The organism is Moraxella sp. CTOTU49097 (genome assembly GCF_032064105.1).
In the GTDB taxonomy this organism is placed as follows: domain Bacteria; phylum Pseudomonadota; class Gammaproteobacteria; order Pseudomonadales; family Moraxellaceae; genus Faucicola; species Faucicola osloensis_B.
Genome location: NZ_DAMBOA010000002.1, coordinates 15,584 through 36,620, shown reverse-complemented (window position 1 = coordinate 36,620; position 21,037 = coordinate 15,584). Strand labels below are relative to the sequence as shown.

The 21,037-nt window shown below is 44.6% G+C and carries 20 protein-coding genes and 1 tRNA gene; 13 read left to right on the top strand and 8 right to left on the bottom strand.

From position 1 onward, the window contains the following. Positions 1-144 precede the first annotated feature (144 nt). The 3 genes from RT064_RS01775 to RT064_RS01765 all read left to right on the top strand — a co-directional run bounded on the left by RT064_RS01775 (position 145) and on the right by RT064_RS01765 (position 3,191). Positions 145-1,773, top strand: a complete 1,629-nt coding sequence (locus RT064_RS01775; protein ID WP_313060726.1) for a CTP synthase — start codon at positions 145-147, stop codon at positions 1,771-1,773. A gap of 120 nt (positions 1,774-1,893) precedes the next feature. Then, complete coding sequence (gene kdsA, locus RT064_RS01770; protein ID WP_313060723.1) at positions 1,894-2,757, top strand: 3-deoxy-8-phosphooctulonate synthase; 864 nt, start codon at positions 1,894-1,896, stop codon at positions 2,755-2,757. Positions 2,758-2,897: 140 nt separating this feature from the next. Continuing rightward, on the top strand, positions 2,898-3,191 hold the full coding sequence (locus tag RT064_RS01765; RefSeq protein ID WP_007116109.1) for a heavy-metal-associated domain-containing protein: 294 nt from the start codon (positions 2,898-2,900) through the stop codon (positions 3,189-3,191). Between the two features lie 9 nt (positions 3,192-3,200). Here the strand turns inward: RT064_RS01765 and RT064_RS01760 are convergent, their stop codons facing one another. Beyond that, positions 3,201-3,629, bottom strand: a complete 429-nt coding sequence (locus tag RT064_RS01760) for a MerR family DNA-binding protein (RefSeq protein ID WP_313060720.1) — start codon at positions 3,627-3,629, stop codon at positions 3,201-3,203. Between the two features lie 107 nt (positions 3,630-3,736). Between RT064_RS01760 and copM the strand changes: the two genes are divergently transcribed. From copM to RT064_RS01730, 6 genes are all read left to right on the top strand, one after another. Next, positions 3,737-4,480, top strand: a complete 744-nt coding sequence (gene copM / locus RT064_RS01755; protein ID WP_313060716.1) for a CopM family metallochaperone — start codon at positions 3,737-3,739, stop codon at positions 4,478-4,480. 40 nt (positions 4,481-4,520) lie between these two features. Then, positions 4,521-4,733: a heavy-metal-associated domain-containing protein gene (locus RT064_RS01750; protein WP_062333783.1), complete on the top strand. Its 213-nt coding sequence runs from the start codon at positions 4,521-4,523 to the stop codon at positions 4,731-4,733. 52 nt (positions 4,734-4,785) lie between these two features. Next, on the top strand, positions 4,786-7,083 hold the full coding sequence (locus RT064_RS01745; RefSeq protein ID WP_313060713.1) for a heavy metal translocating P-type ATPase: 2,298 nt from the start codon (positions 4,786-4,788) through the stop codon (positions 7,081-7,083). Between the two features lie 179 nt (positions 7,084-7,262). Next, positions 7,263-8,603, top strand: coding sequence for a phosphopyruvate hydratase (gene eno, locus RT064_RS01740; protein ID WP_313060711.1), 1,341 nt, complete (start codon positions 7,263-7,265; stop codon positions 8,601-8,603). A gap of 146 nt (positions 8,604-8,749) precedes the next feature. Beyond that, positions 8,750-9,100 carry a septum formation initiator family protein gene (locus RT064_RS01735; protein WP_313060709.1) on the top strand — a complete coding sequence of 117 codons (351 nt, stop codon included), beginning with the start codon at positions 8,750-8,752 and terminating at the stop codon, positions 9,098-9,100. Positions 9,101-9,176: 76 nt separating this feature from the next. Next, positions 9,177-10,010, top strand: coding sequence for an IspD/TarI family cytidylyltransferase (locus RT064_RS01730; protein ID WP_313060706.1), 834 nt, complete (start codon positions 9,177-9,179; stop codon positions 10,008-10,010). Positions 10,011-10,178: 168 nt separating this feature from the next. Here RT064_RS01730 and RT064_RS01725 read toward each other — a convergent pair. The 3 genes from RT064_RS01725 to RT064_RS01715 all read right to left on the bottom strand — a co-directional run bounded on the left by RT064_RS01725 (position 10,179) and on the right by RT064_RS01715 (position 10,922). Continuing rightward, a tRNA-Glu gene (locus RT064_RS01725) sits at positions 10,179-10,254 on the bottom strand. 248 nt (positions 10,255-10,502) lie between these two features. Beyond that, positions 10,503-10,688 carry a hypothetical protein gene (locus RT064_RS01720; RefSeq protein ID WP_313060704.1) on the bottom strand — a complete coding sequence of 62 codons (186 nt, stop codon included), beginning with the start codon at positions 10,686-10,688 and terminating at the stop codon, positions 10,503-10,505. A gap of 87 nt (positions 10,689-10,775) precedes the next feature. Next, positions 10,776-10,922, bottom strand: coding sequence for a hypothetical protein (locus tag RT064_RS01715; RefSeq protein ID WP_313060702.1), 147 nt, complete (start codon positions 10,920-10,922; stop codon positions 10,776-10,778). A gap of 89 nt (positions 10,923-11,011) precedes the next feature. Here RT064_RS01715 and RT064_RS01710 point away from each other — a divergent pair, with 89 nt between their 5' ends. Together RT064_RS01710 and RT064_RS01705 are read left to right on the top strand one after the other, a co-directional pair. Next, positions 11,012-13,171, top strand: coding sequence for an ornithine decarboxylase (locus tag RT064_RS01710; protein ID WP_313060699.1), 2,160 nt, complete (start codon positions 11,012-11,014; stop codon positions 13,169-13,171). A 339-nt stretch (positions 13,172-13,510) separates the two neighbouring features. Continuing rightward, positions 13,511-14,023, top strand: coding sequence for a hypothetical protein (locus RT064_RS01705; RefSeq protein ID WP_313060696.1), 513 nt, complete (start codon positions 13,511-13,513; stop codon positions 14,021-14,023). A 1-nt stretch (position 14,024) separates the two neighbouring features. Here the strand turns inward: RT064_RS01705 and RT064_RS01700 are convergent, their stop codons facing one another. From RT064_RS01700 to RT064_RS01690, 3 genes are all read right to left on the bottom strand, one after another. After that, a complete protein-coding gene (locus RT064_RS01700; protein ID WP_313060692.1) occupies positions 14,025-14,663 on the bottom strand; it encodes an anthranilate synthase component II in 639 nt (212 codons plus the stop codon). Between the two features lie 126 nt (positions 14,664-14,789). Then, positions 14,790-16,202: an anthranilate synthase component I family protein gene (locus RT064_RS01695; protein WP_409519514.1), complete on the bottom strand. Its 1,413-nt coding sequence runs from the start codon at positions 16,200-16,202 to the stop codon at positions 14,790-14,792. 224 nt (positions 16,203-16,426) lie between these two features. Then, complete coding sequence (locus RT064_RS01690) at positions 16,427-16,723, bottom strand: Trp family transcriptional regulator (protein WP_060996241.1); 297 nt, start codon at positions 16,721-16,723, stop codon at positions 16,427-16,429. Between the two features lie 443 nt (positions 16,724-17,166). Here RT064_RS01690 and RT064_RS01685 point away from each other — a divergent pair, with 443 nt between their 5' ends. Then, complete coding sequence (locus tag RT064_RS01685) at positions 17,167-19,155, top strand: oleate hydratase (protein ID WP_313060687.1); 1,989 nt, start codon at positions 17,167-17,169, stop codon at positions 19,153-19,155. Positions 19,156-19,310: 155 nt separating this feature from the next. Next, a complete protein-coding gene (locus tag RT064_RS01680) occupies positions 19,311-19,949 on the top strand; it encodes a glutathione S-transferase family protein (RefSeq protein WP_313060685.1) in 639 nt (212 codons plus the stop codon). A gap of 129 nt (positions 19,950-20,078) precedes the next feature. Here the strand turns inward: RT064_RS01680 and RT064_RS01675 are convergent, their stop codons facing one another. Beyond that, on the bottom strand, positions 20,079-21,035 hold the full coding sequence (locus tag RT064_RS01675) for a ketopantoate reductase family protein (protein WP_313060683.1): 957 nt from the start codon (positions 21,033-21,035) through the stop codon (positions 20,079-20,081). Between the last annotated feature and the right edge of the window lie 2 nt (positions 21,036-21,037).

Sequence of the window (21,037 nt, the reverse complement as noted above, 5' to 3'; positions counted from 1 at the left end):
TTACTAGAATTTGCTATCAAAAAATCCACTCAGCGATGAGTGGATTTTTTTATGAGTGAGCGATTTATTGATAAAAATAATTTTTTGCTAAACCTAGGCATTTTCGAGTAAAATTCTTTTTTACCAACGAGCGAAATAGATAACATGACAAAATTCATCTTTGTAACTGGCGGTGTCGTTTCTTCACTTGGCAAAGGTATCACCGCTGCATCGGTAGCCGCGATTCTTGAGGCACGTGGTCTAAAAGTCACCATGACCAAAATGGACCCTTATATCAATATTGATCCAGGTACAATGAGCCCGTTTCAGCATGGTGAAGTATTTGTTACCGAAGATGGCGCAGAGACTGACCTTGATTTGGGTTATTACGAGCGTTTTTTACGCCACTCAAAAATGACGCAACGCAACAACTTTACCAGTGGGCGTATTTATTCAACGGTGATTGAGAAAGAACGTCGCGGTGATTATTTGGGCGGTACGGTACAGGTCATTCCGCATATTACCGATGAAATCAAAGCGCGTATCCGTGCCAGTGGCGAAGGCTACGATATTGCGATGATTGAAATCGGTGGTACTGTCGGTGATATTGAAAGCTTGCCATTCATGGAAGCGGTGCGTCAAATGCAAGTTGAACTCGGTCGCAACAATGCGATGCTGATGCATTTAACCCTAGTACCTTATATCGCGAGTGCAGGCGAGAGCAAAACCAAACCAACACAACACTCAGTCAAAGAATTACGTAGCATTGGCTTGCAGCCTGATGTGTTAATTTGTCGTAGTGAACACGCGATTAGCGATGATAATCGCCTAAAAATTGCATCGTTTACCAATGTTGAGCAACGAGCCGTTATCCTTTGCCCAGATGCCAAATCCATTTATCAAATTCCAAGTATCCTGCATGCCCAGCATTTAGATGATTTGATTTGTGAACGCTTTGGGTTAGACACCCCAGAGGCGGACTTAAGTGATTGGCACCAGTTTACCCAAGCGTTGTTAAATACCCAAGAAACCGTAACTGTGGCAATGGTGGGTAAATATGTCGAACTGCCTGATGCTTATAAGTCAATCAATGAAGCCTTGCTACATGCGGGCGTGGCAAACAATGTCAAAGTCAATATTGACTATGTCGATGCCGAAAAACTTGAAAATGATGACAGCCTGTTTGAGCATATTAAATCTGCCGATGCCGTGCTTGTTCCTGGTGGATTCGGTGAGCGCGGCACCCTGGGTAAAATGAAAGCGATTCGCTATGCCCGCGAAAACAATGTGCCTTATTTGGGGATTTGTTTGGGTATGCAATTAGCCGTCATTGAGTTTGCGCGCAATGTATTAGGTTTAGACGCCAACTCAACGGAGTTTGATAAAAAAACCAAAGCGCCATTGATTGGTTTGATTACAGAATGGTTTGATGAAAAAGGTGAACTACAAGTACGTAGTGATGCCTCAGATTTGGGCGGTACCATGCGTTTGGGTGCCCAAAAAGCCGAGCTTGTGGAAGACAGCAAGCTGCGTCAAATCTATGGCAGTCCTGTGATTACTGAGCGCCATCGTCACCGCTATGAAATGAATGGTCGCTATATCGAACAGCTGGAAAATGCCGGTATGAAAATTTCTGGTTATTCAGCCAAACAGCATTTGGTCGAGTCAGTAGAGATTGCCAATCACCCTTGGTATGTCGCGGTACAATTCCATCCAGAATTTACCAGCCAGCCCCGCGGTGGTCATCCATTGTTCAATAGCTTTGTTGCAGCCGCTAAACAAGCCAAAAAATAGTATTTATGATGCACAACAAAACCATCTGTTACAGGTGGTTTTTTGTTTTTAGCCATTGCCTATAGCCAATTATGCTATAGTGACAATCAATAAAAACTTTAACAACATACTGAGAGCCCTATGACCACTAACTTACCGACACCACAATCTCATATTCAGCTCAATGATATCACCATCGGCAATGATCAACCGTTTGTGCTGTTTGGCGGCATGAATGTACTAGAAAGTAAAGATTTGGCATTTGAAATTGCTGAAAGCTATATTGACATCTGTAAACGCTTAAATATCGGCTATGTGTTTAAGGCAAGTTTTGATAAAGCCAATCGCTCAAGCTTGTATTCATTTCGTGGTCCAGGTCTGGAAAAAGGTATCGAATGGCTAAGCGATATCAAAAAAGCCTTCAATGTGCCCATTATCACTGACGTACACGAGCCGTACCAAGCTGAGCCTGTGGCAGTAGTGGCGGATATTATCCAGTTGCCCGCGTTTTTGAGTCGCCAAACCGACTTGGTAGCAGCGATGGCAAAAACCGGTGCGATTATTAATGTCAAAAAAGCACAGTTTTTGGCACCCCATGAGATGAAACATATCATCAATAAATGCCTAGAAGCCGGTAATGATAAAATCATCTTGTGCGAACGCGGCAGTGCGTTTGGTTATAACAATCTCGTTGTCGATATGCTTGGCTTTGACACCATGAAAAAAATGCAGGTTCCCGTGTTTTTTGATGTGACCCATAGCCTTCAGCAACCGGGTGCGCGTGAAGATAGTGCAGGCGGTCGCCGAGAACAGATTACCACGTTAGCACGCGCTGGCATGGCAACAGGATTGGCAGGGTTATTTTTGGAAGCGCATCCAAATCCTGATGTTGCCAAATGCGATGGCCCTTGTGCGCTGCGGCTGAGCCAGCTTGAGCCGTTTTTAGCCCAGTTAAAACAGCTTGATACCTTAGTCAAAGGGTTTGAGGTGCTAGATACTCATTAATTTTTATTCAAGTGTTTAACACAAATTTGCAACGCCTTGTTATCAATAGATAACGAGGCTTTTTTTTGGCTATGTTATAGTGCTAGGTTATAGGACTATAACAATATTTTATCACCCACAGCATAAATACAGGAATGACCATGGCAATTCAAACAGTCGCGTATGATTTAAAAGGCATTCATGACCCTGCAGGCTATGAGGAAGTCATGAAGGCGTTGACCACCATCGGCGGGGTGCAGGCAGTGCATCTTGAGCCTGAAAATCATCGCGTGATTGTAAGCTTTGATGATACCCAGACGTCAGTTTTTGCCTTCAAAGCTGCGCTGACCAATGTCGACTATATCACCGAGCCGTTCCCGATTGAAGCACCTGCCAACCCTGCCAACAATCGCACTTTAGCGGGTGATTTGGCAAAAGATGGAAGACTTTCCTAAATCGCTTGTTCAGTGGCTATGCTCGGTGCGGCAAGCTTGCTTGGTCACTGAACCATCTTGTAAGCCCTCTAGAATACTACAGGTAGGCGAGCCATCTCCCAAACAACTATCGTGCCAGGCTTGTAGCGTGGCTTTCATTGATTGTAACCGCTGTATTTTATCGCTTAGTTCATCGATGTGATTGCGGGTTAACGCTTTGACTCGGGCATTGCTACGCTGCTTGTTATCTTGTAGAGCCAATAACGCTTCAATCTGCGCTAACGAAAATCCCACATCACGGGCATGTTTGATAAATTTTAGACGATGTAATTGGTTAGTGCTAAAGACACGGTAACCGCTGTCAGTGCGTTGGATAGTTTGTAATAAACCGAGTTTTTCGTACTCACGAATTTGTCTGGGCGATAACTCAGTCAATTTAGCGACTTCATTAATATTCATTTTTTGCTTGACCTTGACCTAATGTTAAGGTTTATAGTAATACCACAGTGTGATAAATCAATCTTTTTTTCAAAAAACGTAAAAAAAGTAACCTGAAGGATATTAAAATGAATAACATCGTAGTTTTGCCATGCGTGGTTGCATTAGTGCTAGGTATGACGGCTTGTACAAAAAATGACACTACCCAAACTGCAATGACTGCATCAAGTAGCCATGCTACAAGTACCAATGCGATAAGTACCCATGCAAGTATGACCCAAGCGCAGTCAATGCATCATATGGCTTCGGCAGCGGGCACGCAGTCACAATCACAGCCGCCGCACATCATGGCTTATATGGATATCATGAATAAAATGCACCAAGCCATGTCAGCAGGGGTGCAAGCTAAGAATGCCGATGTCGGCTTTGCCAAAGGCATGATACCGCATCATGAAGGCGCAATTGCGATGGCAAAAGTGGAGCTGCAATATGGCAAAGATGCCGAGATGAAAGCCCTTGCGCAAAAAATCGTCGATGCCCAGCAAAGTGAAATTAGCGTGATGCAAAACTGGTTGGACAAGAACGAATCAAGTCAGATAGCGGCGAGCAATGCCAAAGAAATAACCCAAGCTTATCAGCAAAAAGACATGGGCAACCATGATACCATGATGCAAGGGACTATGGACGCCAATCCTGATATTGCCTTTGCCAAGGGTATGATACCGCATCACCAAGGCGCGATTGATATGGCAACGATAGAGCAAACCTATGGTAAAAATCCAGCGATGCTAGCACTCGCCAAGCAGATTAAACAAGCGCAGACGCCAGAAATCAAACAAATGCAAGACTGGCTTAGCAAACAAGCCCATTAATTAAAAAAATAGCCACGTAAACGTAAAAAAGGAGCGTAGTATGACAACCCAAACCATCACCTTAAATATTCAAGGCATGACTTGTGGCGGCTGCGTCAAAAGCGTAACCAATGCCCTCAATCAAGTGGCAGGGGTGCAATCTGTCGATGTCAGCCTTGACCATAACAACGCAACCATCAGCTTTGATGACAGCCAAGTACAACAAAGCACGCTTAAAGAAGCGATTGAGGACGCTGGCTTTGACGTAGTATAACGACGCCACACAAAGACACCATACAAGGACTACATACAAGACAGACACTATCATGACTACCCAATCGATCACCCACGCGTCAGACAACGCCCATACCGAGCAAATCATTCTTGATATTGATGGCATGACTTGTCAAGCCTGTGCCAGCCGCATCGAAAAAGTGCTCAATAAAAAGCCTGCAATCGTGCAAGCCGATGTCAATTATGCCAATGAAGTGGCGCAGGTGCAGTTTGATGCATCACAAACCAACGCCGAGCAGATTGTAGCATGGGTGAAAAAGACAGGCTATGAGGCAAAAGTACAGCCGCAGAACGCGCTATTTGCGCATGAAGCCCATGAGCAAAAAGCGCCCTACAACTTGATTGCGGTTTGGATTTGCTTGCTGCCTTTTTTGATTGGCATGGCGGGCATGATGATGGGCAGTCATGCACTGATGCCGCCGCTATGGCTACAATTTGTGTTGGCAACTATCGTACAGTTTGGCTTGGCGATACCGTTTTATAAAAGTGCCTGGGCGAGTATCAAAGGCGGTCTTGCCAATATGGACGTGCTGGTAGTGCTCGGCACACTGACAATTTGGGCGTATTCAACCTATAGTTGGTTAAGCTATCTGCACACCACAGCCCAAATGGGGCATGATGGGATGGCGCATAGCATGCCCCATGTGTATTTTGAAGCCAGCGTGATGGTAATTGCCTTTGTCAAAATGGGGAAATACTTAGAAACCCGTACCAAAAAACATAGCCTAAATAGCATCAATTTACTATTAGCGCTCACCCCTGAGCAAGTGGAAGTTAAAAACCCCAATCCACAAAGCCAAGATGCGCAGTGGCAAACCCTGCCCCTTGAGCAAGTCACGGCCGGTCAAATTTTACGTGCTAAAGCAGGTACTCGCATTGCCACGGATGGCATCGTCACCGCTGGCGAAGGCTGGTGTGATGAAAGCCATTTGACGGGTGAATCTGTGCCACTGAGCAAAAAAGTGGGTAGTCCCGTGCTGGCCGGTGCCATGGTAGAAAACGGCAGCTTTGAATACCAAGTCACCGCCAAAGGCAGTCAAACACGGCTTGGCGATATGATACAAGCGCTCAACGACGCCCAAGGCAGTAAAGCCCATATCGCCCGTATCGCCGATAAAGTCGCGGGGATTTTTGTGCCGGTGGTGGTTGCCATCGCTTTGTTGACTTTTTTTGCCAATTATTGGTTCTTAGGCGCGTTTGACACGGCACTCATGCGCGCGGTGGCGGTGCTCGTGATTGCTTGCCCCTGTGCATTGGGACTGGCGACGCCGGCAGCCATCATGGCGGGCATGGGTGTGGCAGCACGCTCAGGGGTTTGGTTTAAAGATGCGCAAGCCTTAGAAGCGGCAGGTGCAATTGATACGGTAGTATTCGATAAGACAGGCACCATCACCCAAGGTAAACCCCAATTATCTGCAGCGTACCTAATAGATGACAATTTAAAACTGTTTAACTTAGATAAAGCAGCTCTGCTGCAGCTCGTTGCCAGTGTCGAGCGTCATGCGAACCACCCGCTTGCGACCACGCTAGTGAACTATGCCAAATCCTACACTAAGCAAACTGATACGCCTCAAAGTCCAGCAGCATTTACCATAAGCCATGTAGAGACAGTGCTCGGGCAGGGGATACAGGCACAGGTAGCCACGATTGGGCGGGTGAAAATCGGCACGCCAAGTTTTGCCAATCTTCAGTTGCCTGCAGCGACTATCCAAGCCAATCCCGTTTGGCAAATTGCCAGTCAAGTGGCAGTAAGTATCAATGACACCCCTGTGGCAGCCTTTGCGCTAGCCGATGAGCTCAGACAAGACAGCGTTAAGGTGATTGCGTCGCTACAAGCCCATCATTTAGATGTGGTAGTGATGAGTGGTGACAAGCAATCGGTGGTGGATTATGTGGGTCAGCAGATTAACGCCAGCAAGGCACTTGGCGAGCTGTCGCCACGTGACAAAGCGCAGCGCATTGATGAATGGCAACAACAAGGCAAAAAAGTAGCAATGGTGGGCGATGGGGTGAATGACGCGCCTGCGATGGCAACGGCGACCGCAAGTTTTGCGGTAGAAGGCGCAACCGATATTGCCAAGCATAGTGCCACGGCAAGGCTGATGGGCGAGTCGCTCAAACATGTCGATTATGCGGTCAAAATTGCCCGTGCAACCCTGCGTAATATTAAGCAAAACCTATTTTTTGCGTTTATCTATAATTGTCTTAGTATACCGTTAGCGGCGTTTGGTCTACTCAATCCGATGATTGCGGCCGCGGCGATGGCGCTGAGCTCGATTTCTGTATTACTCAATGCCTTGCGACTCACCCGCATGAAAGTCATTTCCTAACGGCTTATGGTTATTTTGACAACCTGTTGGGGCTGATTTTACTTGGCTGCGTATGACTATGCATGACCTATAGGCGATAGTGATAAGCTGCTAAAACCTGTTAAAATATGCTATGATAAACCCATCCCATTTGTATTTTAACACTCCCATTGTTGATTGTGACAGCCAAGGAAAACACCATGTACGCTGAAGAAACCACCACCAATAACCAAATCAAAGATATCATTGCCCGCGAAATTTTGGACTCACGCGGCAACCCAACCATTGAAGCCGATGTGATTTTAGCGGATGGTACTATCGGTCGTGCAGCAGCACCATCGGGGGCATCGACAGGTTCACGTGAAGCGCTTGAGCTGCGTGATGGTGACGCATCACGCTATCTGGGAAAAGGGGTCAAAAAAGCCGTTGCCAACGTCAACCGCGAAATTCGTTCATCACTGGTTGATATGGACGTATCAAAACAACAAGACATTGACAACAAATTATTAGCGCTTGATGGCACGGAAAACAAAGAAAAATTGGGCGCCAATGCGACCTTAGCAGTATCTTTAGCAGCAGCCCGTGCCGCCGCACAATCACAAAAACTGCCACTTCACCAGTACATTGCCAACCTACGTGGGCAAACATCACTATCGATGCCTGTGCCGATGATGAACATTCTAAATGGCGGTGCCCACGCGGACAACACTGTTGATATCCAAGAGTTTATGATTGAGCCTGTTAATTTCACCAGCTTCAGTGAAGCCTTGCGTGCGGGTACAGAAGTGTTCCATAGCCTAAAATCTGTGCTAAAAAAACAAGGCTTGAACACCGCCGTCGGTGATGAAGGTGGCTTTGCACCAAACTTACGCTCAAACGAAGAAGCGATTACTGTCATCATGCAAGCAATTGAGCAGGCAGGTTATACCGCAGGTAAAGATATTTACTTAGCGCTTGATTGTGCCTCATCAGAGTTCTACCATAAAAATGAGCAAGGGAACGGTCAATACGTACTTGAAGGCGAAGGCAATAAAGCCTTTAGTTCAGAAGGTTTTGCGGATTATTTAGCAGGTCTTGTCAGCCAATACCCAATTATCTCGATTGAAGATGGTCTAGATGAAAGCGATTGGGATGGCTGGGCGTACTTAACGCAAAAATTGGGCGATAAAGTACAGCTCGTGGGTGACGACTTGTTTGTGACCAACCCAAAAATCCTACAAGAAGGTATCGACAAACACATTGCCAATGCGATTTTGATTAAATTTAACCAAATCGGTACTTTATCTGAAACTTTAGACGCCATTTATCTAGCGAAGAAAAATGGCTATGCCACCGTCATCTCACACCGCTCAGGTGAGACTGAAGACAGCACCATCGCTGACTTAGCCGTGGGGACAGCTGCAGGTCAAATCAAAACAGGCTCACTGTGCCGTTCTGACCGTGTTGCCAAATACAACCAACTACTTCGTATCGAGCAGATGGTCACCGCAAGCTACCACGGTACTGACGAGTTTATCGGTTTACGCAACCCAAAAGCCTAATTTTAAAAGCTTAGCGCCAAAAGCTTAAATTTTAAAGCTTGATAAAGCATTGAAGTGATAAAAACCTTAACCCATGACATTGAATTTGCTACAATGCGTGGGGTAAGGTTTTTTTATGCCAAAAGTTTTTATTATTGAGTGCTGTCATGACTTATTTGCGTCAACTGTTTATGATTATTTTTGCGGTGATTGTGTTGGTATGTCTACAATACCAGTATTGGTTTGGCACCAATGGTCGTGGCGATTTGGCAGCGTTAAATAAACAAATCAGCGAACAGCAATCCATCAATAGTGATCAGCAAAAAGCCAATGAGGTATTGCTTGCCGATGTTAAAGACTTAAAAAACGGACTTGAAGCAGTGGAAGAACACGCTCGCTCTGATTTAGGCTTAATCAAACAAGGCGAAACTTTTGTGCAAATGTCGACCGCTAGCAGTGTCTACAGTACCGATGTGCTCACACCGACCGCCCACAACACCGCCACGCCTCACCCATAAAAGCATAAAAACTGCCAAAGTTATATTTGTCTCAATTTTTACTGTCAACTGTTTACTTTATTGTTGAAAAGACGCCATGTCAGAACTTAACGCGATACCTGCCAATTTATCTAACAACCTTACGATTGACACCGTGGTCGTCGCTGCAGGCGTTGGCAAACGCTTTGGTAGTCAGATGCCAAAACAGTACACCCATATTGGCGGTCAGACGGTGCTCCAACACAGCATAGCGGCGTTAAGCAAAGTCCACCAGCTAAACACTTGCTATTTGGTGATTTCTGAAGAAGATACGATTGCCAAAACACTTAGCTTTAGCATGCCAATCGAGTGGGTGATAGGTGGCAAAGAGCGAATGAATTCGGTGTTTAACGCCGTGCAAACGATTTGGCAAAAATATCAAGATCCACGCTGTGACAAGACGTTCAATGAACAAGCTTTCAGTGATAAGGACAGTCATCATGCGTATGATAATCATTGGGTGCTGATTCATGATGCTGCGCGTCCTTGTGTCAATCCAAGCGATATAGAAAAATTGATCACACAGACCACGCAGCAATTTTTGCAACAGTCACAGCAAGAGCAAAAGCAGGAGTCGGCGGGTGGCTTATTAGCAGTACCGGTGCGTGATACGGTCAAACAAATCATCCATTCACAAGACAAAGTCTTGGCACAAAAAACGCTTGATCGCAGTCAGTTGTGGCTAGCACAAACCCCGCAGATTTTCCCATTGGCAACACTGTATGATTATCTAACCCAAGCCATTGAGCAAACGATTGCGTTTACCGATGAAGCCAGTTTATTTGAGCATTTTGGCAAACAGCCGTTATTGGTGGAAGGCAGTCATAGCAATATCAAATTGACTTTTCCAGAGGATTTGCAGTTTGCGCAGGTGTATCTGGCAAAATCTTAGCAAAAATGGCTTGGTAGCAAATTGAGGTCACCGCTAAAAAGCGCATAACAAAAGAAGGTCATAAGCAAAAAACGGCAAAGAGAATTTATCAAGCCACAAAAACAAAAAAGCCATACTAAATTAGCATGGCTTTTTAACTGTATTTTTTAGTGTTACCACTAAAAAAATTGGCGTCCCCACGGGGATTCGAACCCCGGTTACCGCCGTGAAAGGGCGATGTCCTAGGCCTCTAGACGATGGGGACACTAGCACGCTTAGTTTATAGCGTGACCTCGACCGCTTTCACCGTTAATGTCGAAGTGGAGCGTATAATATATATTTTTATTTTTGCCGTCAACTGTTTTTTATGTATTTTTTTATATTTTTAACAATTAGCCCATGATGCGGTGACCCATGATACTTGATAGAGCGGCATGACAAGCGCATTAGCCAACTAATGCGCTTAATTACAGTGCTTTCTAAAAAGTGTTGTATAAAAATTTTACACCGTGCTTATGAGTGATTGTTTTGATGCGACTCAGATGTTGTATGATCACGCGTTATATGAGATTGCGGCGGCAGATTAGCGGCTTTATTTTTTAAATGATAGCGAATCCAGAAATGCGTTACGATGCTAGTCACAATCGATAAACTGATAAAACCCAAAATAGTCATCCAAATATTCATTTGTACGCCCATAGTGACCTCCTTTTCTTTTATCACCTTTTTATCAAATGGCATTAGCTTTTATCAAATATTGTTCAGGTTTAGTGTAGCAGGTCTGGCTTACAGTATTGAGCCATTCACGTAATGATGTGTGGTAGCGATGTTACTGGCTATTTTGCTTGTGCCAATCGTGATATGAAATAAGAAATAGCCAGTTTGCAGCGATACTTTTTTCGCACTTTGTGCCAGTTTTACGTTACTATTCATCTTTTTAACCGCTTATTTTATTAATGCCATTTTATGACAACGATGATGGCGTTTTGGCAATTGACACGATTGCAGCAAGGAAAATAATTATGAAAGTAGTCATCAGTGATGGCATTGAATACGCCCTAAATCTTAATTATCGTACCATCGATATTGAATCGACCGACTATACCAATATTGCAGCAATTGTGGTCACGATGACAGACTTGCCGCGTGTGTATCAAGATATTGAAGATTTGGGGTTTGCTATTCCGATATTTGTGGCGATTGAATATGGTGATGTAGTGCCTGATGAATGGCTACCCAATGTGTATGGTGTGCTAGAGCTGGCAGATGATCAAAAGTTTTATAACGGACAATTGGTCAATGCGGCAGCGGCGGATTATATCGCCACGCTCGATCCGCCCTTCTTCCAAGCCTTGATGGACTACACTGACTATGGCAATGCGGCGTTTGACTGTCCTGGGCACCAAGGCGGACAGTTTTTTCGTAAGCATCCTTCTGGCAGACGCTTTTATTTATACTTTGGGGAAACGCTATTTCGTGCCGACTCTTGTAATGCCGATGTCCGTCTTGGCGATTTGCTAATTCATGAAGGCCCAGCGTATGAAGCACAAGCGCATGCGGCGAAAGTTTTTAATGCGGATAAAACCTACTTTGTGCTCAACGGCACTTCCTCTTCCAATAAAATTGCGATTGGTGCCTTAGTGGCGCATGGTGATTTGGTGCTGTTTGACCGTAACAATCACAAATCTGTGTACCAAGGCGCCTTAACCATGGCAGGTGGTACGCCTGTGTATTTAGAGACCGACCGCAATGCTTATGGTTTGATTGGCGGCATTCCTGCCCATTGTTTTGAGGAAGCCGAAATCCGTGAGCGTATTCGTGAAGTTGCGCCCGATAAAGCCGATGATGCCCGCCCATTTCGCTTGGCGGTAATTCAGCTGGGCACGTATGATGGCACTATTTATAACGCCCGCCAAGTGGTAGATCGCATCGGGCATCTGTGTGACTATATTTTGTTTGACAGTGCTTGGGTGGGTTATGAGCAGTTTATCCCGATGATGCGTGATTGCTCGCCACTGCTACTTGAGCTGGGTGAAAATGATCCTGGAATTTTGGTGACCCAATCGGTACACAAGCAACAAGCGGGCTTTTCTCAAGCATCACAAATCCATAAAAAAGATAACCATATCAGCGGGCAAGCCCGTTATGTCAATCATAAACGCTTTAACAACTCGTTTATGATGCACGTGTCGACCTCGCCGTTTTACCCGTTGTTTGCCTCACTCGATGTCAATGCCAAAATGCATGAAGGTAAAGCCGGTCAGCGCATGTGGCATGAGTGTGTCATCGGCGGTATCGAAGCACGTAAAATGCTGCTAGACACTTGTACCATGATTTTGCCATTTGTCCCACCTACAGTAGATGGGCAAGCATGGCAAGACTACGATACCGAAACCATTGCCCATGATATTCGTTTCTTCCGCTTTGAGGCAGGGGCGCGTTGGCATGATTTTCAGCATTATGCCGATGACCAATACTTTATCGACCCGTGTAAATTGCTACTGACCACGCCAGGCATTGATATGCAAACCGGTGAATATGAGGACACAGGGATTCCTGCCGCGATTTTGGCACATTATCTGCGTGAAAGCTCAGTCATTCCAGAAAAAGCCGATTTAAACTCGATTTTATTCTTACTGACGCCTGCCGAAACCTTGGCAAAATTCCAACACTTGGTCGCCCGTATCGTCAGTTTTGAAAAACATATCCGCGAAAACAGCCCCGTCACCCAAGTGTTACCGACACTGGCTAAGGCATACCCGCAGTACCGCAAACTGACCATCAATGAACTATGCCAACTCATGCATAACTTCTATGCTAAGCATCAGCTCAACAAACGACAAAAACAAATGTTTGAGCGCGAACATCGCCCAAAAGTCGCCATGAGTGCATTTGATGCCCATAACGCCTTTATCCGTAATGAGGTTGAGCTGGTATCGCTGCATGACATCAAAGGCAGAATCGCCATGGAAGGGGCGCTACCGTATCCACCAGGGGTTTACTGTATTGTACCCGGTGAAGTGTGGGATGGGGCGGTGCTTGATTACTTCTTGGCATTGCAAGAAGGCGTTAATCGCTTGCCAGGCTTTGAGCCAGAAGTGCAGGGCGTGTACTGGGAGTATGACGACCAAGGTAAAAAGATTGCCTATGCCTATGTGTTAAAACAGTCCCACCAAATTTGATTGACGGTTTTTGATTCATAGGCTTTAATTGACCGGCTTTGATTGAAAAAGCCTAATGCTTGATAAACTTAGTCGCTTGATTGTGTTTATCGCTTATATCGCTTTTAACATTTTTATCACTGTTATCATTGAGTGTGAGCAGCTTGACAGCCGCGAGCATCAGTAAGGTCTACATTTGGCGCGTTTGCAGCAGTAACCAATGGCGCAAAAATTGGTCTGTATAGATTGCTCTGTATAGATAGGTGCGATGTTATTTAATTAAATGATAATCATTATTATTTACATTCTCAATCTATTATTGGATAATGACGGCTCAATTTTTTAAGAGGCAGTCAAACAATGACAATGAAAGATTTTCGTATCTATATGAGGCTTGGGCACCGCTATGTTGGATTCTTTATGGTTGGCATTATGCTGGTCTATTCGCTAAGTGGGATGTTGCTGGTATTTCGCGATACTGATTTTTTAAAGTATGACAACCATATCCAAACCAAAGTAGCGACTAACCTTGATGATAAAGGCTTGGCAAAGGCGCTTAAAATGCGTGGCGTGGACGTGACCAAACGTGAAGGCGATGTGGTGTATTTTAAAGAAGGGCAATACAACGCAGTGACAGGTGAAGCGGATTATACGGTGAAAAAACTGCCTGTGGTATTAGATAAAATGGTGAATTTTCATAAAGCGCCATCTAAAGGTAGTATGGGTGGCCTCAATGTATTGTTTGGCTTGAGTTTATTGTTTTTTGTGCTATCGAGTTTCTTTTTATTTGCCCCAAGTTCAAAAATCTTTAAACGTGGTTTGGCGTTTGTTGCCGTTGGGGCGGTGTTGTCGGTGATTTTGTTGATGTTGTAAATTACCCTAACAAAAAGTTTTTTAGCAGGGTTTTGGCGCCTTCGGTGGCGAAGGATTCTGGGTGATATTGCACCCCTTGAATCGGATAGTCACGGTGGCGAATGCCCATGATTTCATCGCCTGCTAGACTGGCATCTTTGAGATTTTTATCACTATGTTGCTCACTAAATACCACACTGGTCACTACCAAACAATCGGGGAGTGAGGCGGCATCGACCATCAGTGAATGATAACGCATGATGTCAAGCTGCTGTGGTAAACCTTGATACACGCCTTGACCATCGTGGCGAATCGGTGACGTCTTGCCATGCATGGGCACATTGGCTCGCACCACTTGACCACCAAAAAAATGCGCAATGCCCTGCATGCCAAGACACACGCCTAGTAGCGGCGTGGTTTTGCCAAGCTCAGTAATGACCTCACCACACACGCCAAAATACGCAGGGTCATCGGGCGAGCCAGGACCGGGCGAGATAATAATGCGGTCAGGATTCATGGCTTGGATATCCGCCAAGCTAATCTCATTATTGCGTTTCACAACCACGTTAAAAGGCTGATTGTCTGCGGCTAAAATCTCACCAATATATTGGTATAAGTTAAAGGTAAAAGAATCGTAGTTATCAATAATTAACACTTGCATAGTCAACTCTAAAAATAGGTTTGGCGGTTATTCTAAACGTTTAAAATACTGCTATATATCTTGCTATCATGCCAATCCATCATAACCCTTGTCTGTCTTAAGCTATCGTTATGATTAAAAACTAGCTTACGACACTGGCGCAAAATTGGACAGTACCACTTTCATCGCAGACAATTTTCGCACGATTTCTTCATATTCGTCTTCAGGATTGGAGTCATACACATTGCCGCCGCAAGTTTGCGCATACGCTTTTTCACCGTTGATAAACAGCGAGCGAATCGGGATAGCAAAAATACAGTCCCCATTAAAACAAAACTGACCGAGTGCGCCACCGTAAGCGCCACGACCATCGGGTTCGAGCGTATTTATAATTTTCATCGCTTCAATTTTGGGTGCACCCGATAGCGTACCTGCGGGAAAATTACTGGCAAGCGCGGTGAACATATCATGATTAGGGTCAAGAATACCGACGATTTCACTGGAAATATGCTGGACATGTGAAAAGCGCTTGATATCCATTAAGTTACGTACTTTTACCGTCCCAAAGCGTGCCACCCGCCCGATATCATTACGATGTAAGTCCACCAACATATTATGTTCGGCGATTTCTTTGGGGTCATTGAGCAAGGCGCGCGCTAATTGGCGATCTTCGGTCTCATCCTTGCCGCGCTTGGTGGTGCCCGCCAGTGGGAAGGTTTCCATCTCACCATTGCGCAATCGGAACAACAACTCAGGCGATGCGCCAATAATTTTTTGGGCGCCAAATTTGACATAGTACATATGCGGTGACGGGTTGACTTCGCGCAGTTTACTATAAATTGGCATGCTATCGCCTTGGATGCGATAATGCGACTTGAAACCCACTTCACACTGGAAAATTAGCCCAGCTTTAATGTCTTCTTTGACTTTCATCACCGCTGCCGCATGTTGCTCGCGGTTCATCCCATCGCCCAAATGTTCAGCAGTGGGCTGCGTATAGTCAGGCGAAATAGCGGTCAATAATGACTTGATTTCGTCAATACGATTGCTTTGGTGGTCGGTATCGTAATAATAATAAAAAATTTCACCGGTCATCTTATCAAGGCTTAACCCATCTAAGTACACCCCGAATTTGAACGGCTCGAAATCATCACTGGTTTGAATATTAAGGGTCGGCTCAAAAAAATTGACACTATCAAATCCCAAAAAACCGACCAATCCGCCGGTATGGCTACGCGAAATCACATGTTGTGGGGTGATGTCGCGCAGTAGTTGGTAAGGATTGTCACAGGTATAATCCGTGCTTTCCCCCGTGCGATTGTTGGTGATAGTCAAGGTATGGCGGTCTTTTGCCAACACCGTCATCGCAGGGTCAAAGCCGATGGCGTGATGACGTGAGATATAGCTTTCTTCGCCCAACGATTCCAGTAAAAAACAGGTAGCGTATTTGGTTTCGATACGTTTAAAGAGTTCAAAAAAATCAATGTCTTGTGCAAGTTTAATCAGGTTTGGTTTGCTGGCAAGGGCGATTTTGGGTGGTTTGGCGTGTGTAGTCATCATAGTGTCTTAAATTTATAGTATGCTAAATTTACATTATCTTAAATTTTAATCAATGTTTCAGTGTTCTAGTATGATGATACATTGTAATCAGATTAACCCCTGCTTGCAACTCTTTTATGGCATGCCAGTTATTTTCTCACTGATTTTTATCCCCCTTTTAATCACGCTAAAGTATGTATGCTACTGTGATGGGCTTATTTACGCTTAAAGCCATTATCACAAATTTATAGGTTCAAATGACTCAGATTTGGCAATAATTGGTTGATATCATGTTGACCATACGCTTTGGCACCCCGTGATACGGTTGCAATGCCCACTCCTAAGCGCTCAGCGATTTCGCGTTGTGGTAGCGCTTGCTGAAACAAGGCAAAAATCTGGATGCGATTGGCGATTTCTTTTTGTTCTTTTTCAGTCAGTAGCGCTGCCAAAATTTCGCGGATAAAGTCACTATCATCGGTTTGGCTCAGTAGCTCAACCAAATAATCATAGGCGGGTAGAGATGATGGCGAAGTGTGCGGCATAGTAGTTTTTTTGAGTAAAAGATAACAAGTAAAGCATTTCAATGTTCTAGTATAGTGATACATTTTACGAAGTTTAGCAAGTGAACTCAATCGATTTTTATCCCTTTAAAAAACTAAAGAGGTGCGATGACTGGTTACGTTTGATTACAAAAGAGCAAATAACTGAATGTTTAATCAAAGCTTAGTCGACACAAAGTCGCTTTAGCGAGGTTATACGATGTGATTATAATAAAATCGCTTAGTTAAAAATCTAAGTGAGTTTATTAATTATAAATAATGATTATCAATCATAATTTTTATAAGCGCGCCGTTATTTTTAGTCATTGTGTAGCAGTCTTAATGGGCATTTAAGGTCAATGTCAAAAGGTAGCAGCGCGGTTTAAAGAATTAGCTAACGCTAATGTTATTCAACACTTATCTTATTCAAAATAGGGCACTTCATTATGACAACCAACGCTAAGAACAACAGTGATTTTTTGAAAAATATGGTTTTTAAAAAGGTCGATCACCAACCACAGCGCGCGGATTATCAATCTCATCAACCTGGCAATTCGATGCCGTTTAGCGATGCCCATGGTAACTATCAGCGTAATATCGGCTTTGATACCGGACGTTTTAAAGACAGTAAAGTCTATATTGTCGGTGGCGGTATTGGCGGTTTAGCAGCCGCGTATTATTTTATCCGAGATGCCCATATCCCAGGCGAGAACATTACCTTTTTAGAAGAATTAGCGGTGCAAGGCGGCTCACTCGATGGCGCTGGTAATGCCGAAGACGGTTATATCATGCGCGGCGGTCGTGAGATGATTACCACCTACGAGAATTTTTGGGATATGTTCCAAGATATACCGGCGCTAGAGTTACCAGAGCCTTATTCAGTCCTTGATGAATACCGCTTGATTAATGATAATGATCCCAACTATTCTAAAGCACGGTTGATTCATAACAAAGGTGACATCAAAGATTTTCACAAGTTTAATCTCAACAAAGCCGACCAACTTGCTATTGTCCGTTTATTACTAAAAAACCAAGACGAACTCGATAATCTCACCATCGAAGATTACTTTAGCCAAAGTTTTTTGGACAGTAATTTTTGGACGCTATGGCGTAGTATGTTTGCTTTTGAAAACTGGCACAGCTTACTTGAGTGCAAGCTTTACATGCACCGTTTTTTGGAAGCCTTAGATGGTATCAAAGATATGTCAACCCTGTTATTTGCCAGATACAACCAATATGACAGCTTTGTGGTACCTGCGCAAAAATTTTTAATCAATAAAGGCGTCAACCTACAAAGTGACACGTTAGTGACGGCGGTTGATTTTGAGCAGCAAGGCGACAAAAAAATCGTTAAAGGGCTGACAACTACCCAACAAGGTCAACAAGTCCATATCCCTGTACGGGATAATGATTTTGTGATTATTACCACAGGGTCAATGACAGAAGATACGCGCTATGGCACCAGTGACACTGCGCCTGATATCCGTTTCGCTGATGATACAATGGGAAGAACGAAAGGCTGGGTACTATGGAATGACCTTGCCAAACAATCCGCTGTGTTTGGTCGTCCAGAAAAATTTAACCGCCATGTGCCCAAATCTGCCTGGATGTCAGCAACATTAACCTGCAAAGACTCGGCACTTTTACGCAAAATCAGCGAAAAATACTGTGTCAATCCGCCACTATCAGGCAAAACGGTCACAGGCGGTATTGTTACCATCACCGATTCCAACTGGCTTATGAGTTTTACTATTAACCGCCAACCGCAATTTCCTGACCAACCCAAAGACGTCGTGGTGATGTGGTTGTATGGGCTATTGATGGACAAAAAAGGCAACTATGTGCCAAAAACCATGCCAGAATGTACAGGGCATGAAATTGTGACGGAGCTACTATACCACCTAGATTTGCTTGAACAAAAAGATGATATTTTAGCCAATACTATCGCTAACACCGCCTATATGCCGTATATCACTTCGATGTTTATGCCACGTGCCAAAGGTGACCGTCCACAAATCGTACCCGAAGTCTGCACCAATTTAGGTCTCATTGGTCAATTTGTTGAAACCAACAATGATGTGGTGTTCACCGTTGAAACTTCGGTACGCTCGGCGCGGGTCGCGGTGTACACCCTCACAGATAGCAATAAGCAAGTGCCTGATATCGTGCCAACCCAATACGATATTCGCAACATACTCCGCTCTGCCAGTACACTCAACGATGACCAAGGCTTCATCGGGGAGGGCATACTGCGCCGAGTGCTCGCCAATACCTATTATGAGCACATCTTGCCACCCGTCGCCAAAAAAGCGCACAAAGACAGCTCGTTAATGCAGACGCTTGCCGAGCAATTTGAAGTATTCAAAGCCTTTTGGCATAAAGAAGGTCATAAAGACGAGCAAAAAGATGAGCAAAAAGCGCAGGATAAAAAATAAGCTTTGATATACTTTTGTCCTCAAACCGAAAAATCCTCCTGCCGTCAGGGGGATTTTTTATCAGTAAAATTTCCTTTCCGCTTAAAAACCCTATTTCGTAAAACGGTGGTTTCAAGTATATTAAAGCTAAAATCACACATCATAAGGAACAAGTGATGAAACTATATACCATGAATGCCCCGCCAAACCCGCGCAAGGTCGACTTATTGTTAAAAGTCAAAGAGCTTGATATCAATGATATTCATAATTTACAAGTCATCAACGTGGATATTGGCAAAAACGAGCAAAACTCGCCGGAGTTTTTGGCAGTTAATCCACTCGGGCTGTTGCCTGTGTTAGTGCTTGATGATGGCACTGTGCTCAACGATTCACATGCCATTTGTGAATACCTTGATAGTCGACTTGCAGGCAATGGTAAGCAAGTGATGGGCTCAGACCCTATACAGCGCGCCAAAATCACCGCCATGTCACGCAATGCGGAGTTTCATGTGCTATATAACATGATGCTGGCTTTCCAGCATGGGCATCCATCTCTCGCGTCGGTGGGCAACCAAGTGCCTGGTATGGCAGAAGAGAGCATCAACCGCGTCAAAAAAGCATTGCCGTACTTTGACAAGCTATTATCGAGTCATAAATACTTGCTCGGTGATCGACTCACCTTCGCTGATATCGTGTTGTATGTTGGCTTGGATTTTGGGCGAGTGATGAAGTTTAATCCCAAAGATGCCAGTGTGGTGGGTGACCATGTGGCACGTTTTTATGCGCAAATGAATGAGCGTTTTGGTAAAAAATAACGCTTGTTGAGATAAAAAAGGGCAAGGTAGATGCCCTTTTTTTATTTGTAGTGGTTATTCATTGCTTTTATTCATCGCTTCTATACAGCGTTTTTTGCAACGCTTTTTTCAATAGCGCTAGGGTTGTCATTACGACTGATTGTTAGCCATTAATGCACTAATGCCATCATATAGGGTGTCGTTGACAGGGGTTTCAATGCCATGCTTATCCCCCAATTCGCGAATTGTCCCTGCAAACAAATCAAGCTCACAGCGTCGCCCTGCTTTTAAATCCTGCCGCATCGAGGGCATGCCTTTAGGCTCCAGCGCATCCATAATCGCCAACCATTTTTTGAAATCTTCGTCAGTTAAGGTTACGCCTTCAGCGTGTGCCACTGCCATCACCTCACGCATGGCAGCTTTGAACATGTCGCGCGCTTCACCCGCTTGTTGCACGGTATCGAAGGTACCTTGATACAATGCCACAGTTTGATTGACGCCGGTATTTAACATCAATTTGCCCCACAACTGACGCGGCATGTCATCGCTCACTGAGTGCGGGAAATTGACTTGATTAAAGAGGGCATCGACTTGTTGCACGCGTGCGCGTTCAGCGCTATCAGTTGTCATCGCGCCAATGACCAATTGTCCATGATCGCGATAAATCAGTTGGCTACCATTTTGCCCATTTTTTTCATGCCGCTCATTTTTCATGGCGTCCATTTGCTGCGCCACACAATACACAATGCGCTCATCACCAAAGGCGTTTGCCAACACTTTTTCGCTGGCGATACCGTTTAGGGCAGAAACAATCAGCGTATTATCGCCAAGCTGACTTTCAATCAAGGGCAATACGTCATTGAGTTGATAAAACTTGGTGCAGACGATGACCAAGTCGGCGGGCGTGGTGATGGCGTTGGGCGTGACATAGTTGAGTGTTAATGGCTCGCCATTCACCAATAAACCTTGCTGTTGGTAGCGGTTGACACGGTCAGTATCGGCGACGATACGCAGGTTTTCAAAAGGCATATTCGGCGCTAATAGACTGGCAAATAACGCCCCTAATGAGCCAAATCCAACAATGGCAATAATCGGTGAATCGTTCATCT

Bases quoted from the DNA above. Each gene is read 5' to 3' on its own strand.
- RT064_RS01775 (WP_313060726.1), top strand. From the start codon at position 145: ATGACAAAATTCATCTTTGTAACTGGCGGTGTCGTTTCTTCACTTGGC.
- kdsA (WP_313060723.1), top strand. From the start codon at position 1,894: ATGACCACTAACTTACCGACACCACAATCTCATATTCAGCTCAATGAT.
- RT064_RS01765 (WP_007116109.1), top strand. From the start codon at position 2,898: ATGGCAATTCAAACAGTCGCGTATGATTTAAAAGGCATTCATGACCCT.
- RT064_RS01760 (WP_313060720.1), bottom strand. From the start codon at position 3,629: ATGAATATTAATGAAGTCGCTAAATTGACTGAGTTATCGCCCAGACAA.
- copM (WP_313060716.1), top strand. From the start codon at position 3,737: ATGAATAACATCGTAGTTTTGCCATGCGTGGTTGCATTAGTGCTAGGT.
- RT064_RS01750 (WP_062333783.1), top strand. From the start codon at position 4,521: ATGACAACCCAAACCATCACCTTAAATATTCAAGGCATGACTTGTGGC.
- RT064_RS01745 (WP_313060713.1), top strand. From the start codon at position 4,786: ATGACTACCCAATCGATCACCCACGCGTCAGACAACGCCCATACCGAG.
- eno (WP_313060711.1), top strand. From the start codon at position 7,263: ATGTACGCTGAAGAAACCACCACCAATAACCAAATCAAAGATATCATT.
- RT064_RS01735 (WP_313060709.1), top strand. From the start codon at position 8,750: ATGACTTATTTGCGTCAACTGTTTATGATTATTTTTGCGGTGATTGTG.
- RT064_RS01730 (WP_313060706.1), top strand. From the start codon at position 9,177: ATGTCAGAACTTAACGCGATACCTGCCAATTTATCTAACAACCTTACG.
- RT064_RS01720 (WP_313060704.1), bottom strand. From the start codon at position 10,688: ATGGGCGTACAAATGAATATTTGGATGACTATTTTGGGTTTTATCAGT.
- RT064_RS01715 (WP_313060702.1), bottom strand. From the start codon at position 10,922: ATGAATAGTAACGTAAAACTGGCACAAAGTGCGAAAAAAGTATCGCTG.
- RT064_RS01710 (WP_313060699.1), top strand. From the start codon at position 11,012: ATGAAAGTAGTCATCAGTGATGGCATTGAATACGCCCTAAATCTTAAT.
- RT064_RS01705 (WP_313060696.1), top strand. From the start codon at position 13,511: ATGACAATGAAAGATTTTCGTATCTATATGAGGCTTGGGCACCGCTAT.
- RT064_RS01700 (WP_313060692.1), bottom strand. From the start codon at position 14,663: ATGCAAGTGTTAATTATTGATAACTACGATTCTTTTACCTTTAACTTA.
- RT064_RS01695 (WP_409519514.1), bottom strand. From the start codon at position 16,202: ATGATGACTACACACGCCAAACCACCCAAAATCGCCCTTGCCAGCAAA.
- RT064_RS01690 (WP_060996241.1), bottom strand. From the start codon at position 16,723: ATGCCGCACACTTCGCCATCATCTCTACCCGCCTATGATTATTTGGTT.
- RT064_RS01685 (WP_313060687.1), top strand. From the start codon at position 17,167: ATGACAACCAACGCTAAGAACAACAGTGATTTTTTGAAAAATATGGTT.
- RT064_RS01680 (WP_313060685.1), top strand. From the start codon at position 19,311: ATGAAACTATATACCATGAATGCCCCGCCAAACCCGCGCAAGGTCGAC.
- RT064_RS01675 (WP_313060683.1), bottom strand. From the start codon at position 21,035: ATGAACGATTCACCGATTATTGCCATTGTTGGATTTGGCTCATTAGGG.